15 protein-coding genes are annotated in these 14,902 nt (G+C 52.8%); 5 read left to right on the top strand and 10 right to left on the bottom strand.

The features are described 5' to 3' along the window. The first annotated feature begins 115 nt into the window (after positions 1-115). Positions 116-985, top strand: coding sequence for a MurR/RpiR family transcriptional regulator (locus ACLJRS_RS05580; RefSeq protein ID WP_001056719.1), 870 nt, complete (start codon positions 116-118; stop codon positions 983-985). A 123-nt stretch (positions 986-1,108) separates the two neighbouring features. Further along, the gene (pyk, locus tag ACLJRS_RS05585; protein ID WP_000091156.1) at positions 1,109-2,551 is read left to right on the top strand and encodes a pyruvate kinase; all 1,443 of its coding nucleotides are present in this window, start codon (positions 1,109-1,111) and stop codon (positions 2,549-2,551) included. Between the two features lie 72 nt (positions 2,552-2,623). On the opposite strand, the gene lpxM is transcribed toward pyk, so the two are convergent. The 3 genes from lpxM to znuA form a co-directional block, all read right to left on the bottom strand. Further along, positions 2,624-3,595 carry a lauroyl-Kdo(2)-lipid IV(A) myristoyltransferase gene (lpxM, locus tag ACLJRS_RS05590; RefSeq protein WP_000448401.1) on the bottom strand — a complete coding sequence of 324 codons (972 nt, stop codon included), beginning with the start codon at positions 3,593-3,595 and terminating at the stop codon, positions 2,624-2,626. 116 nt (positions 3,596-3,711) lie between these two features. Further along, positions 3,712-5,031: a murein DD-endopeptidase MepM gene (gene mepM / locus ACLJRS_RS05595; protein WP_001184032.1), complete on the bottom strand. Its 1,320-nt coding sequence runs from the start codon at positions 5,029-5,031 to the stop codon at positions 3,712-3,714. 15 nt (positions 5,032-5,046) lie between these two features. After that, positions 5,047-5,991 carry a zinc ABC transporter substrate-binding protein ZnuA gene (znuA, locus tag ACLJRS_RS05600; RefSeq protein ID WP_000939594.1) on the bottom strand — a complete coding sequence of 315 codons (945 nt, stop codon included), beginning with the start codon at positions 5,989-5,991 and terminating at the stop codon, positions 5,047-5,049. 78 nt (positions 5,992-6,069) lie between these two features. Between znuA and znuC the strand changes: the two genes are divergently transcribed. Both znuC and znuB read left to right on the top strand, forming a co-directional pair. Then, positions 6,070-6,825: a zinc ABC transporter ATP-binding protein ZnuC gene (gene znuC / locus ACLJRS_RS05605; protein WP_000203023.1), complete on the top strand. Its 756-nt coding sequence runs from the start codon at positions 6,070-6,072 to the stop codon at positions 6,823-6,825. Further along, the gene (gene znuB, locus ACLJRS_RS05610) at positions 6,822-7,607 is read left to right on the top strand and encodes a zinc ABC transporter permease subunit ZnuB (RefSeq protein ID WP_000571510.1); all 786 of its coding nucleotides are present in this window, start codon (positions 6,822-6,824) and stop codon (positions 7,605-7,607) included. Before znuC ends, znuB begins: the two co-directional genes overlap by 4 nt. Positions 7,608-7,685: 78 nt before the next feature. Here the strand turns inward: znuB and ruvB are convergent, their stop codons facing one another. The 3 genes from ruvB to ACLJRS_RS05625 form a co-directional block, all read right to left on the bottom strand. Further along, on the bottom strand, positions 7,686-8,696 hold the full coding sequence (ruvB, locus tag ACLJRS_RS05615; RefSeq protein WP_000568504.1) for a Holliday junction branch migration DNA helicase RuvB: 1,011 nt from the start codon (positions 8,694-8,696) through the stop codon (positions 7,686-7,688). A gap of 8 nt (positions 8,697-8,704) precedes the next feature. Further along, positions 8,705-9,316, bottom strand: a complete 612-nt coding sequence (ruvA, locus tag ACLJRS_RS05620; protein ID WP_000580335.1) for a Holliday junction branch migration protein RuvA — start codon at positions 9,314-9,316, stop codon at positions 8,705-8,707. A 359-nt stretch (positions 9,317-9,675) separates the two neighbouring features. After that, positions 9,676-10,368, bottom strand: coding sequence for a hypothetical protein (locus ACLJRS_RS05625; protein ID WP_000227324.1), 693 nt, complete (start codon positions 10,366-10,368; stop codon positions 9,676-9,678). Between the two features lie 208 nt (positions 10,369-10,576). Here ACLJRS_RS05625 and ACLJRS_RS05630 point away from each other — a divergent pair, with 208 nt between their 5' ends. Further along, positions 10,577-11,176: a YebB family permuted papain-like enzyme gene (locus ACLJRS_RS05630; RefSeq protein WP_000716750.1), complete on the top strand. Its 600-nt coding sequence runs from the start codon at positions 10,577-10,579 to the stop codon at positions 11,174-11,176. Position 11,177: 1 nt separating this feature from the next. Here the strand turns inward: ACLJRS_RS05630 and ruvC are convergent, their stop codons facing one another. From ruvC to aspS, 4 genes are all read right to left on the bottom strand, one after another. Beyond that, the gene (gene ruvC / locus ACLJRS_RS05635; RefSeq protein WP_000022509.1) at positions 11,178-11,699 is read right to left on the bottom strand and encodes a crossover junction endodeoxyribonuclease RuvC; all 522 of its coding nucleotides are present in this window, start codon (positions 11,697-11,699) and stop codon (positions 11,178-11,180) included. A 36-nt stretch (positions 11,700-11,735) separates the two neighbouring features. After that, positions 11,736-12,476, bottom strand: coding sequence for a YebC/PmpR family DNA-binding transcriptional regulator (locus tag ACLJRS_RS05640; protein ID WP_000907242.1), 741 nt, complete (start codon positions 12,474-12,476; stop codon positions 11,736-11,738). A 29-nt stretch (positions 12,477-12,505) separates the two neighbouring features. Further along, on the bottom strand, positions 12,506-12,958 hold the full coding sequence (nudB, locus tag ACLJRS_RS05645) for a dihydroneopterin triphosphate diphosphatase (protein WP_000653693.1): 453 nt from the start codon (positions 12,956-12,958) through the stop codon (positions 12,506-12,508). 102 nt (positions 12,959-13,060) lie between these two features. Next, positions 13,061-14,833: an aspartate--tRNA ligase gene (aspS, locus tag ACLJRS_RS05650; RefSeq protein ID WP_001258629.1), complete on the bottom strand. Its 1,773-nt coding sequence runs from the start codon at positions 14,831-14,833 to the stop codon at positions 13,061-13,063. Between the last annotated feature and the right edge of the window lie 69 nt (positions 14,834-14,902).

Consider the following 14,902-nt stretch of genomic DNA (forward strand, 5'->3'; position numbering starts at 1 on the left):
GACACCTTTTTTAGCCATTTTGCCCCCTTTGACAGCCGCCAGGAGTAATATCTAACAAAACGCGCTCGGTTTCGCGCATCATTGAAATCGCTAATACCCATGAGCCTTGCTAATCATGAATATGCTGGAAAAAGTCCAGTCTCAACTGGAACATTTAAGCAAATCTGAACGAAAAGTCGCCGATGTTATTCTGGCCGCCCCAGGCAGATCGATTCACTTAAGCATTGCCATGCTGGCCCAGGAAGCTAACGTTAGCGAGCCAACGGTGAACCGTTTCTGTCGCAGCATGAATACCCGCGGCTTTCCTGATTTTAAACTGCATCTGGCGCAAAGTCTGGCAAATGGCACCCCCTATGTTAATCGCAATGTGGATGAAGATGACAGCGTTGAGGCCTATACAGGAAAAATCTTCGAGTCCGCCATGGCCAGTCTCGACCATGTTCGTCAGTCGCTGGATAAATCGGCCGTCAACCGCGCCGTCGATTTACTGACCCAGGCAAAAAAAATCGCCTTTTTTGGTCTTGGTTCCTCCGCCGCAGTCGCGCATGACGCCATGAATAAGTTTTTTCGCTTCAATGTGCCGGTGATTTACTCCGACGATATCGTGCTGCAACGGATGAGCTGTATGAATTGTAACGATGATGACGTCGTCGTGCTCATTTCGCATACTGGCAGAACCAAGAGCCTGGTGGAACTGGCGCAGTTGGCGCGGGAAAACGATGCGATGGTGATCGCCCTGACCTCCGCTGGAACGCCGCTGGCGCGCGAAGCCACGCTGGCCATTACCCTCGACGTACCGGAAGATACAGACATTTATATGCCCATGGTCTCTCGACTTGCTCAGCTGACCGTGATAGATGTGCTGGCAACGGGATTTACTTTGCGTCGCGGGGCAAAATTCAGAGATAACTTGAAGCGTGTCAAGGAAGCGCTCAAGGAATCGCGTTTTGATAAAGAATTACTCATCAGGAGTGATGACCGCTAAAAGCAATAACAATGTTCTACCCTTTTCGTCATCCGGGGACGTTCATTTTATACCGTTAAGGTTTCAGAACGACCGGATCAATGTTCACGCAACACCAAGTTGTTTTAGTCAACGGAGTATTACATGTCCAGAAGGCTTCGCAGAACCAAAATCGTTACCACGTTAGGCCCGGCAACTGACCGCGATAACAACCTTGAGAAGGTTATCGCCGCGGGCGCAAACGTAGTACGTATGAACTTCTCTCACGGCTCGCCGGAAGATCATAAAATGCGTGCTGATAAAGTCCGTGAGATTGCCGCCAAACTGGGGCGTCATGTGGCTATTTTAGGCGACCTGCAAGGGCCAAAAATTCGCGTTTCCACTTTTAAAGAAGGCAAAGTGTTCCTCAATATCGGGGACAAATTTCTGTTAGACGCTAACCTGGGTAAAGGCGAAGGCGACAAAGAAAAAGTCGGCATTGATTACAAAGGGTTGCCGGCAGACGTCGTTCCTGGCGATATCCTGCTGCTTGACGATGGTCGAGTGCAGTTGAAAGTGCTTGAAGTCCAGGGCATGAAAGTCTTTACCGAGGTCACCGTCGGCGGCCCGCTGTCTAACAATAAAGGCATTAACAAGCTCGGCGGCGGGCTTTCTGCTGAAGCGCTGACCGAAAAAGACAAAGCCGATATTCAAACCGCTGCGCTGATAGGCGTTGACTATCTGGCCGTCTCCTTCCCGCGCTGCGGCGAAGATCTGAACTATGCACGCCGCCTGGCGCGCGACGCCGGCTGCGACGCGAAAATTGTGGCTAAAGTCGAACGCGCCGAAGCGGTATGCGACCAAAACGCCATGGACGATATCATTCTGGCCTCTGACGTTGTGATGGTCGCACGTGGCGACCTGGGCGTTGAAATCGGCGATCCGGAGCTGGTTGGTATCCAGAAGGCGCTGATTCGCCGTGCGCGTCAGCTAAACCGCGCAGTCATCACCGCAACGCAAATGATGGAGTCGATGATCACCAACCCGATGCCGACCCGTGCGGAAGTGATGGACGTGGCGAACGCCGTCCTGGATGGCACGGATGCGGTTATGCTGTCTGCCGAAACCGCAGCCGGTCAGTATCCTTCTGAAACCGTTGCCGCAATGGCGCGCGTCTGCCTGGGCGCAGAAAAAATCCCCAGCATCAATGTGTCTAAACACCGTCTCGACGTGCAGTTCGACAACGTTGAAGAAGCTATTGCCATGTCTGCGATGTATGCGGCAAACCATCTGAAAGGCGTTACCGCGATCATCACCATGACGGAATCCGGTCGTACCGCGCTAATGACTTCCCGTATCAGCTCCGGCCTGCCGATTTTCGCCATGTCGCGCCATGAACGCACGCTGAACCTGACCGCGCTCTATCGCGGAGTAACGCCGGTGCATTTTGATAGCGCGGCTGATGGCGTTGTCGCGGCACATGAAGCTGTTAATCTGCTGCGCGATAAAGGGTATCTGGTTTCCGGCGACTTGGTTATCGTGACCCAGGGCGATGTCATGAGCACCGTCGGTTCAACCAATACCACGCGTATTTTGACCGTTGAGTAAAACTCCCCCACGCCTGTTCATCAGGTAGTACAGGGTTTGTCAGCATAAAGCCTCTCTTACGAGAGGCTTTATTTATTTGATGGGATAAAGATCTTTACGCTTATACGGCTGAATCTCGCCTGGCTTGCGGGTTTTGAGCAGCTTCAGGATCCAGGTGTACTGTTCCGGATGCGGGCCGACAAAAATTTCGACCTCTTCGTTCATCCGTCTGGCGATAGTGTGGTCGTCAGCCGTGAGCAGATCGTCCATTGGCGGGCGAATCTGGATAGTCAGGCGATGCGTTTTACCATTATACACCGGGAAAAGCGGTATCACGCGTGCGCGGCACACTTTCATCAGCCGACCAATTGCAGGCAGCGTCGCTTTGTATGTCGCAAAGAAATCAACGAATTCACTATGCTCCGGGCCGTGATCCTGGTCCGGCAGGTAGTAACCCCAGTAGCCCTGACGAACAGACTGAATAAAGGGTTTAATCCCGTCATTACGCGCATGCAAACGTCCGCCGAAACGCCGACGCACTGTGTTCCAGATATAGTCAAAAACCGGATTACCCTGATTATGAAACATCGCCGCCATTTTTTGCCCCTGAGAGGCCATCAGCATGGCTGGAATGTCGACGCCCCAGCCATGCGGTACGAGAAAAATGACTTTTTCGTCGTTACGACGCATCTCCTCAATGATTTCCAGACCTTCCCAGTCAACACGCTGTTGAATTTTTTTCGGACCGCGCATCGCCAACTCAGCCATCATCGCCATTGCCTGTGGCGCGGTGGCGAACATCTCATCGACAATCGCTTCGCGCTCAGCTTCGCTACGCTGCGGAAAGCACAACGACAGATTAATTAGCGCCCGGCGACGAGAACTCTTCCCCAGCCGTCCGGCAAAACGCCCCAGCGTCGCCAGCAAAGGGTCGCGGAATGATGCCGGTGTTAATGCGATCCCCGCCATTGCCGCAGCGCCCAACCAGGCGCCCCAATACTGCGGATAGCGAAAGGATTTTTCGAATTCAGGGATATACTCACTATTATTTTTTTTGGTTTCCATGCTTTTCCAGGGTCTGCTGACGCGAAAAGGAATTGTGAATAGTGTAGCGACGTCTGCGTCTCACACAAAACAAAAAAGCCGGCACACATCGCGTACCGGCTCTGTCAGCGCATTTGTTAATCGAAGCGCAGTTGCGGCAGAACCTCTTTCACCTGTGCCAGGTATTCACGACGATCTGACCCCGTCAGACCTTCCGTGCGCGGCAATTTTGCTGTTAGAGGGTTAACGGCTTGCTGGTTGATCCATACCTCATAATGCAGATGCGGCCCTGTGGAACGCCCGGTGTTACCAGAAAGCGCAATACGATCGCCACGTTTCACTTTTTGCCCCGGTTTCACCAGCAGCTTACGCAAGTGCATGTAACGTGTGGTGTAGGTGCGTCCATGACGAATCGCAATGTAGTAACCAGCAGCGCCGCTACGTTTAGCGACCACGACCTCGCCATCCCCCACCGACAGCACCGGCGTACCCTGCGGCATCGCAAAGTCAACGCCACGATGCGGCGCAACGCGTCCGGTAACCGGGTTCAGACGACGCGGATTGAAGTTGGAGGAGATGCGGAACTGTTTGGCGGTCGGGAAGCGTAAAAAGCCTTTCGCCAGGCCAACACCGTTACGGTCATAGAATTTACCGTCAGCGGCGCGAATGGCGTAGTAATCTTTACCATCGGAACGCATCCGCACGCCCAACAACTGACTCTGTTCACGCTTGCCATCCAGCATCTCGCGCGACATCAGAACCGAAAATTCATCGCCCTTTTTCAGCTTGCGAAAATCCATCTGCCACTGCATTGCTTTTATCACTGCGCTGATTTCGCTGCTGGTTAAACCGGCCTCTTTCGCGCTGGCGACAAAGCTACCCCCTACCGTACCTTTCAGCAGACTGTTAACCCAGTCCCCCTGCTGCATTTCACTGCTCATTTTAAAACCGTTGGCAGTGCGATCGTAGGTACGCGTTTCACGGCGGGAGACTTCCCATGTCAGACGCTGTAAATCGCCATCGGCGGTCAGTGTCCAGGAAAGCTGTTGGCCAATTTTCAGATTGCGCAGCTCCTTATCAGAAGCGGCAAGTCGGCTAATATCGCTCATATCGATGCCGTACTGATTCAGAATGCTGCTTAACGTATCGCCTGTGGAGACGACGTATTCATGGACGCCGACTTCGCCTGCGGTTTTATCGTCCAGCTCATCCTGAGGAATAGCTTCATCTTCCTGCGCGGCCTGATCGATGGGTTCGCTGGCCTCCGGTAAGAGGGAACGAATCTCGCTTTTCTCCAGTTCAATAGTTTTAACGGTTGGTGCGGATTCTGGGTGGTAAACATAGGGCCGCCATACGGCGACGGCCAGTGTCAGAACGGTAAGTGACCCCAGCATAACGCGGTGGGGTCGGGGCAGATTATTAAATGCCAGGGCGACAGAGCGGGCTATCTGTTGCACGTATTCACTTCCTCGTTAATCTCCTTTCAGGCAGCTCGCATACTGGTTGGCTAATTGGCTTAAAAACGCTGAATAGCTTGTTTTACCCAGTTTAATGTTCGTCCCGAGGGGGTCCAGTGTTCCCATTCGAACGGATGTCCCTCTCGCCACGGCTTCCACGACCGCTGGCCTGAATTGTGGCTCAGCAAAAACGCAGGTTGCTTTTTGCTCAACCAACTGTGTTCTTATTTCATGTAAACGCTGCGCGCCAGGTTGTATCTCAGGGTTCACGGTAAAGTGACCGAGCGGGGTGAGTCCGTAGTGTTTTTCGTAGTAACCGTAGGCGTCATGAAAAACGAAATACCCTTTCCCCTTGAGCGGCGCGAGCTCGTTACCGACCTGTTTATCGGTTGCGGCTAATTGTGCCTCAAAATCCTTCAGGTTGGCGTCGAGTTTGGCTCGACTTTGCGGCATAAGTTCCACTAATTTTTCATGGATTGCAACCGCTGTAGCCCGCGCTATCTCTGGGGAGAGCCAAAGATGCATGTTATATTCGCCGTGATGGTGATGTACGTCACCTTTTTCCTCATCGGCGCCCGTATGCGCATGTTCATCCTCATCATCATCCGCGCCCTTCATGAGTAACGGTTTTACATCGGCAAGTTGCGCAATGGTAACCTGCTTATTATCAGGGATATTCCTGACCGACTTCTCCATAAAGGCTTCCATTTCCGGGCCAACCCAGACGACTAAGTCCGCGTCCTGTAAGCGTTTTACGTCTGATGGACGCAATGAATAATCATGCTCGGATGCCCCATCCGGAAGTAATACTTGCGTATCCGTAACGCCATCAGCAATGGCGGAAGCGATGAACCCAAGCGGTTTAAGCGAAGCGACAACGGCGGCGTCGGCAGCCTGGGTTGCACTCCCCCAAAGCGCGGCGGATAATGCTGCGAAAAGAAGCGTATTTTTCTGTAACATAATGCGACTAATCATCGTAATGAATGTGTGAAATGTGATATTATAACATTCTATCACTTCTGCAAGCCTAAAATTAACATGACAAGTTTAGTTTCACTGGAAAACGTCTCGGTCTCATTTGGTCAACGCCGCGTCCTCTCTGACGTGTCGCTTGAATTGAGCCCCGGAAAAATTTTAACGCTTCTCGGTCCTAACGGCGCGGGGAAGTCAACGCTTGTACGCGTGGTTTTAGGACTGGTAGCCCCTGATGAAGGGGTGATCAAGCGCAACGGGCAACTCCGTATCGGCTATGTCCCGCAAAAGCTCTATCTCGATACCACGCTTCCGCTGACGGTAAACCGGTTTTTACGTTTACGTCCGGGCACGCAAAAAACGGATATTCTCCCGGCGCTTAAACGCGTTCAGGCCGGACATTTGATTGACGCGCCCATGCAAAAACTCTCCGGCGGCGAGACACAGCGCGTACTGCTGGCGCGTGCTCTGCTTAACAGGCCGCAGTTGCTGGTACTTGATGAGCCGACGCAAGGCGTGGATGTCAACGGCCAGGTCGCGTTATACGACCTTATCGATCAGCTGCGTCGCGAACTCGATTGCGCCGTGTTGATGGTGTCACATGATCTACATCTGGTCATGGCAAAGACGGATGAAGTGTTATGCCTGAACCATCATATTTGCTGTTCCGGCGCGCCGGAAGTGGTGTCTATGCATCCGGAATTTATCTCTATGTTTGGCCCGCGAGGCGCGGAGCAATTAGGGATTTATCGCCATCATCATAATCATCGCCACGATTTACAGGGTCGTATTGTACTGCGCCGGGGAAATGGTCACTCATGATTGAATTATTACTGCCCGGCTGGCTGGCCGGGATGATGCTGGCGTGCGCCGCTGGTCCTTTGGGCTCATTTGTGGTCTGGCGTCGGATGTCCTATTTTGGCGATACGCTGGCTCACGCGTCGCTTCTGGGCGTGGCGTTTGGCCTGTTGCTGGACGTTAACCCCTTTTATGCGGTAATCGCCGTTACGCTGCTGCTGGCCGCCGGTCTGGTATGGCTGGAGAAACGCCCTCACCTCGCGATTGATACCTTACTGGGCATTATGGCGCACAGCGCCTTGTCTTTAGGACTGGTCGTGGTCAGCCTGATGTCCAACGTCCGCGTTGATTTAATGGCTTATCTGTTTGGCGATTTACTGGCCGTCACACCGGAAGATCTTATCTCGATCGCTATTGGGGTCGTTATTGTGCTGGCCATTCTCTTCTGGCAGTGGCGCAACTTGCTGTCAATGACTATCAGTCCGGATCTTGCCTTTGTCGATGGCGTGAAGTTACAGCGCGTGAAGCTGCTATTGATGCTGGTAACGGCGTTAACCATTGGCGTAGCGATGAAGTTTGTCGGAGCGCTGATCATTACGTCGCTGCTGATTATCCCCGCCGCAACCGCGCGTCGCTTTGCCCGTACGCCGGAGCAGATGGCGGGCGTCGCCGTTGGTGTGGGTATGATAGCGGTTACAGGTGGACTGACCTTCTCAGCCTTTTATGATACCCCGGCAGGGCCATCCGTAGTGCTGTGTGCCGCGCTGCTGTTTATCTTAAGTATGATGAAAAAGCAGGCAAGCTAAGCGTGTGTTGCCCGGTGGCGCTGCGCTTACCGGGCCTACAAAATCGCCCAGGTCTGATGAGCGCAGCGATTTCAGGCGCTAAGGCATCTCTGGCGGCGTGATCCCGAAATGGTTCCAGGCGCGCACCGTTGCCATACGCCCACGCGGCGTGCGCTGCAAAAAGCCTTGCTGAATCAGATACGGCTCCAGCACATCCTCAATGGTTTCACGCTCTTCGCCAATCGCCGCCGCCAGGTTATCCAGTCCCACCGGACCACCGAAGAATTTATCAATAACCGCCAGCAGCAGCTTGCGATCCATATAGTCAAACCCTTCCGCATCGACGTTCAGCATATCCAGCGCCTGCGCGGCAATTTCCGCTGAAATAGCCCCGTCATGCTTCACCTCGGCGAAATCACGCACACGTCTGAGCAGGCGGTTGGCTATACGCGGCGTACCGCGCGCCCGACGCGCCACTTCCAGCGCGCCGTCATCGCTCATCTCCAGCCCCATGTGCCTTGCGCTGCGCCCGACGATGTGCTGCAGATCGGGCACCTGGTAGAACTCCAGGCGCTGCACAATACCAAAACGGTCACGTAGCGGCGAGGTCAGCGAACCTGCTCGCGTCGTCGCGCCAATGAGCGTAAACGGCGGCAGATCGATCTTAATTGAACGTGCAGCAGGCCCTTCGCCAATCATAATATCCAGCTGGTAATCTTCCATCGCCGGATAGAGTACCTCTTCCACCACCGGTGAAAGCCGGTGAATCTCATCAATAAACAGCACATCATGCGGTTCAAGATTGGTGAGCATAGCCGCCAGATCGCCTGCTTTTTCCAGCACAGGGCCGGACGTGGTTCGGAGATTGACGCCCATTTCATTGGCAACGATATTCGCCAGAGTCGTTTTACCTAACCCTGGCGGGCCGAAAATCAGCAAGTGATCTAGTGCGTCGCCACGCAGTTTTGCCGCCTGAATAAAGATCTCCATCTGGGAGCGCACCTGCGGTTGGCCGACATATTCCGCCAATAGCTTCGGGCGAATGGCGCGATCGGCGACGTCTTCTGCGATCGTGGCGCCTGCTGAAATCAGGCGATCTGCTTCTATCATCCTTTACCTCATAACGCGGCGCGTAACGCGTCGCGAATCAGTGTTTCACTGCTTGCATCCGGACGGGCGATCTTGCTTACCATCCGACTGGCTTCTTGCGGTTTATAACCCAGCGCCACCAGCGCAGCAACTGCTTCTTGCTCAGCATCTTCCGAGGTTGGGCTGGCCGGCGACGTCAATACCAGATCGACCGCTGGCGTAAAGAGATCGCCATGTAGCCCTTTAAAGCGGTCTTTCATTTCGACAATCAGCCTTTCGGCGGTTTTCTTGCCGATACCCGGCAGCTTCACCAGCGCACCAAGCTCTTCGCGCTCAACCGCATTGACGAACTGTTGCGCCGACATGCCGGAGAGGATCGCCAGCGCCAGCTTAGGCCCGACGCCATTCGTTTTAATTAGCTCTTTAAATAGCGTGCGCTCTTGCTTATTGTTGAATCCGTACAGCAACTGCGCATCTTCACGCACCACAAAGTGGGTGAAGACGATTGCCTCCTGCCCGGCCTCCGGCAGCTCGTAAAAGCAGGTCATAGGCATATGTACTTCATAGCCTACGCCCCCTGTCTCCAGCAGCACGATCGGGGGTTGTTTTTCGAGAATAATGCCTCTGAGTCTGCCTATCACATGACGCTCCTGCGTAAAGGGCTGAAAAGATAATGCACTATCATAAAAAAAGACTGGATGTTTATCCAGATGAAAAACACGTATCCCGATATTTCTCTACTCCGACAACCCGCGATGGTTAACGACGGGTACGCTCCCCGCTGCGTACAAAATAAGTCGTACACTCATTGACAACTTTTTGCGTCCTACGCGAACAACTTTTTGCCAACATGCCGTGGCGCACGTTCGGTAGTCTTCAATAATGAGTATCCTGATAACACTAATAATGTATCCAGTACGAATGCCAACAGCGGAACATCGGGCCTCCAAAAAAACAGACCCGAGAATAGATTTAATAATATTAACCACTAGCGCTGAATTTAATCGCATGTTGTTTTATCGTCGCGCGCAACAGATTTTAATTCGCCATGACACAATAAATATTGTACAAACTCATTTTTCATGCCATCGAAATTCACGGCTGGCATCCCTTCTGAATAACTATAATAAATATTCACATACTCTTCGCTACTAAAAAGTGCCTGTCGTTTTGCTGCTAACCCACGGCCTTTTGCTGCAATATACTGGAAGCAGTGGCCGCTGGCGCCACAGCTCCGCCCATCATCAACAATATATATATCGGCAGCGTTAAACAGCTGTTCCAGCCAGCACTGGCGAATCGTTCCGGCCGCACAAACCAAAAATAATGATGCGCTAATCATCCACCCGGATTTTTTTACCGATGTCATAGCCAGGAAAGCCATAAAGCACGCTGCCTGCAGGCACAAAACCAGTTCTTTATTCCCGGCAACCAAATGCCACTGGTTAAATACTAAGGTAATGAAAACTGAACTCAATGTTGCCAACAGTCTGGTCCTGAACCGCCTGGCAGGGAGAAGCAAAAATAATAATGAAATCGTCCCTGGCTTTAATAAAAAAACAACAGTATTAGCCTCTGCCATATCAATACTCAAACAATAACAAAAACTAATAAGCAGATGAAAGATAATAGCAACAAAAATATAAGAAAAATAAAATACCCAACCTATTCTCATTGGTTTATCATCAACCACGTCATACTCCCTGTCAATATGAGAGATCAGATGATGAGAAATTTACCACCTTAATCCCCCCCAAATATATTTGCGACATTAATTCCAATAAATGAAATATTCACCATACATATTTCGATGACACTAAGGCTTGTCATTTATTTGGTATAATGCTAACTACCCTGTAGAATAAATAAAAGGAATTTATTTCAAATAATGGAATGCAGAGATGAAAAAACACTATTCTGTCCAATATGAAACCGGGGATATCGTCTTTACCTGTATAGGTGCCGCGCTTTTCGGCCAGATATCCACCGCTTCACAGTGCTGGAGCAACCATGTTGGGATTATTATTGGTCATAATGGTGATGACTATCTGGTGGCGGAAAGTCGCGTCCCCCTCTCAACCGTCACCACGCTGTCACTGTTTATACAACGTTCAGCTGGACAACGTTACGCGGTTCGTCGCCTGTGCGGCGGTCTGACGGTCGAACAGAAACTCGCCATCATGGAACAGGTTCCCGCCCGGCTGAATAAGTTTTATCACACGGGGTTTAAATACGAGTCATCGCGCCAGTTCTGCTCGAAATTTGTGTTTGATATCTATAAAGAAGCATTATGTATTCCGGTAGGCGATATTGAGACATTCGAAGAATTACTTCACAGCAATCCTGATGCGAAACTCGCCTTCTGGAAGTTCTGGTTTTTAGGTTCAATCCCGTGGGATCGTAAGACGGTGACGCCAGCCAGCCTGTGGCAACATCCCAATTTAGAATTAATTAGTGCCTGTGGAATTGAAACCCCTCAACGCGAGGCTGAGGGAGAATGATTTAGCGCAACCTTCCCCGCGCCAGATTGAGTCGGCTCTCGCTCATTTGCATCGCGTTCTGGCTAACATGGCAATGCGTAATGGCGATAGCCAGCGCATCTGCGGCGTCTGCCTGCGGGTTAGCGGGGAGCTTCAGCAACGTACGAACCATATGCTGTACCTGGCTTTTTTCCGCGCTACCAATACCGACGACAGTTTGCTTCACCTGACGCGCCGCGTATTCAAACACGGGCAGTTCCTGATTGACCGCGGCGACAATCGCGACGCCGCGCGCCTGTCCCAGCTTGAGGGCTGAATCGGCATTTTTCGCCATAAACACTTGTTCGATAGCAAAATAGTCCGGCTGGAACTGCGTGATGATTTCCGTCACGCCTGCGTATATGAGCTTCAAACGAGACGGCAAATCATCGACTTTGGTGCGAATACATCCGCTGCCCAGATAGGTCAGTTGTCTGCCTACCTGACGGATAACGCCATAACCGGTAATGCGCGAGCCGGGGTCAATACCGAGAATAATCGACACGCTATACCCCCTGCCCGCCGGCGTTTAACAGCACCATTACAGGGTCGCCGCCACCTCATCAGAGATCTCACCGTTATGGTAGACTTCCTGGACATCGTCACAGTCTTCCAGCATATCGATCAGACGTAGCAGTTTCGGCGCGGTTTCCGCATCCATATCCGCTTTGGTTGACGGGATCATGGACACTTCGGCGCTGTCCGCTTTCAGACCCGCCGCTTCCAGCGCGTCACGCACTTTGCCCATCTCTTCCCAGGCAGTGTAAACATCAATCGCGCCATCATCATAGGTCACAACATCTTCCGCGCCAGCTTCCAGAGCGGCTTCCATGATGGTGTCTTCATCGCCTTTCTCAAAGGAGATGACCCCTTTCTTACTGAACAGGTACGCCACTGAGCCATCGGTACCCAGATTACCGCCGCACTTGCTGAAAGCATGACGCACTTCCGCTACGGTACGGTTACGGTTGTCACTCAGACACTCAATCATAATGGCCGTGCCGCCAGGACCATAACCTTCATAGATGATGGTTTCCATGTTCGAGTCTTCATCACCACCCACACCGCGAGCGATGGCACGGTTCAGAGTGTCGCGGGTCATGTTGTTGGCCAGCGCTTTATCTACGGCCGCGCGCAGACGCGGGTTGGCATCCGGATCGCCGCCGCCCAATTTAGCTGCCGTTACCAGTTCACGAATAATTTTAGTGAAGATTTTACCGCGCTTGGCATCCTGCGCAGCTTTACGATGTCTGGTGTTGGCCCATTTACTATGACCTGCCATAAATATTTCCTCAAAAAAAGCGCGCCTTTTCAGGCGACGTTAATGACAAACTCTTCAATCGCTTGCCGGTTACTCCAGGACTTGGTAAGCGCCGCCGCGTCAGGCGCATCAAGCCACTGGTACGTCAGATGTTCAGTGAATATCACCTGCCGCTCATGCGGTAACGCAAGGCAGAACCAGAATTCTGTATTGTGCATGACGCCCGGCGCATAGCGATGACGTAAATGTGAAAAAATTTCAAACTCCACCGTACGTTGGCAGTCGATTAAGGTCAGTTGCTCTGCCGCAACATCAATCGTGACCTCCTCTTTGACTTCACGTACGGCGGCCTGCAACGCGGTCTCCCCTTCTTCTATGCTGCCAGTCACTGACTGCCAAAAATCCGGGTCATCGCGTCGCTGCAACATTAGCACCCGTTTCGTATCCTGCGCGAAAATAACCACCAGGACCGAAACGGGGCGCTTGTACACTTTATCCTTCACGCGACCTCGTTGTTGGCTGTTGGGTGACGCCGCGCATTGATGAGGCTCCCCCTTGCGGGCCGCCGCGATATCACGCGAATGATGTCGTGTACATTGTTCATATCAGTTATTCTCGGCTTTCTTCACAACCTGAATACCCAACTCCGTCAACGCTGCCTGGTTGGCGAAACTCGGCGCTTCGGTCATCAGACACGCGGCGGCGGTCGTTTTCGGGAAGGCGATAACATCACGAATATTGTCGGTGCCGGTCAACAGCATGGTCAGACGGTCCAGACCAAACGCCAGGCCCGCATGCGGCGGCGTACCGTATTTCAACGCATCCAACAGGAAGCCGAACTTCTCGCGCTGCTCCTGCTCATTGATACCGAGAATACCAAATACGGTTTGCTGCATTTCACCGTTGTGAATACGCACCGAACCGCCGCCCACTTCATAGCCGTTAATCACCATATCGTAAGCGTTAGCGACGGCTTCTTCCGGCGCAGTTTTCAGTTCAGACGCCGTCATGTCACGCGGGGCGGTGAACGGATGGTGCATCGCGGTCAGACCGCCTTCGCCGTCGTCTTCGAACATCGGGAAGTCAATCACCCACAGCGGCGCCCATTTGTCTTCGTCGGTCAGGCTCAGGTCTTTGCCCAGTTTCAGACGCAGCGCGCCCAGCGCATCGGCAACCACTTTTTTGTTATCTGCGCCGAAGAAGATCATGTCGCCGTCCTGCGCGCCGGTACGTTCAAGGATAGCGTCGACGATGTCGGCGGTCAGGAACTTGGCCACCGGACTGTTAATCCCGTCCAGACCTTTCGCGCGCTCGTTAACTTTGATATACGCCAGGCCTTTCGCGCCGTAGATCTTAACAAAGTTACCGTAATCGTCGATCTGCTTACGGCTAAGCTGCGCCCCGCCAGGCACACGCAGCGCTGCCACGCGGCCTTTCGGATCGTTAGCCGGGCCCGCGAAGACCGCGAACTCTACCGATTTCAGCAGGTCAGCGACATCTACCAGTTCCATCGGGTTACGCAGGTCTGGTTTGTCGGAACCGTAACGACGTTCCGCTTCGGCAAACGTCATGACCGGGAAATCCCCCAGATCCACGCCTTTCACTTCCAGCCATAAATGGCGCACCAGCGCTTCCATCACTTCGCGCACCTGTGGCGCGGTCATGAAGGAGGTCTCGACGTCGATCTGAGTAAACTCCGGCTGACGGTCAGCACGTAAGTCTTCATCACGGAAGCATTTGACTATCTGATAGTAACGGTCGAAACCGGACATCATCAGGAGCTGTTTGAACAGCTGCGGCGACTGCGGCAGCGCGTAGAATTTACCTTTGTGCACGCGCGAAGGCACCAGATAGTCGCGCGCGCCTTCCGGCGTGGCTTTGGTCAGCATCGGCGTTTCAATATCAAGGAAACCGTGATCGTCCATAAAACGACGCACCAGGCTGGTAATTTTGGCGCGAGTTTTCAGGCGCTGCGCCATTTCCGGACGACGCAAATCCAGATAGCGGTACTTGAGACGCGCCTCTTCGGTATTAACGTGGTTAGCGTCAAGCGGCAGTGAGTCTGCGCGGTTGATGATAGTGAGAGAGGACGCCAGCACTTCAATTTCGCCGGTCGCCATATCCGCATTGACGTTTTTCGCGTCACGCGCACGCACGGTGCCCGTAACCTGAATGCAGAACTCATTACGCAGTTCAGAGGCCAGCTTTAACGCGTCCGCACGATCCGGATCGAAGAACACCTGCACAATACCTTCGCGGTCGCGCATATCGATAAAGATCAGGCTGCCAAGATCACGACGACGGTTGACCCAACCACACAGAGTCACCTGCTGCCCCACGTGGGACAGACGTAGCTGTCCGCAATATTCTGTACGCATGAGATATCCCTTAACTTAGCCGCAGGCGGATTGTTGCCTGCCATGCAGGCGACGAAGTCGCAGCTTTAG

This window comes from Salmonella sp. SAL00670 (assembly GCF_046552235.1).
GTDB classification, from domain to species: Bacteria; Pseudomonadota; Gammaproteobacteria; order Enterobacterales; family Enterobacteriaceae; genus Salmonella; species Salmonella enterica.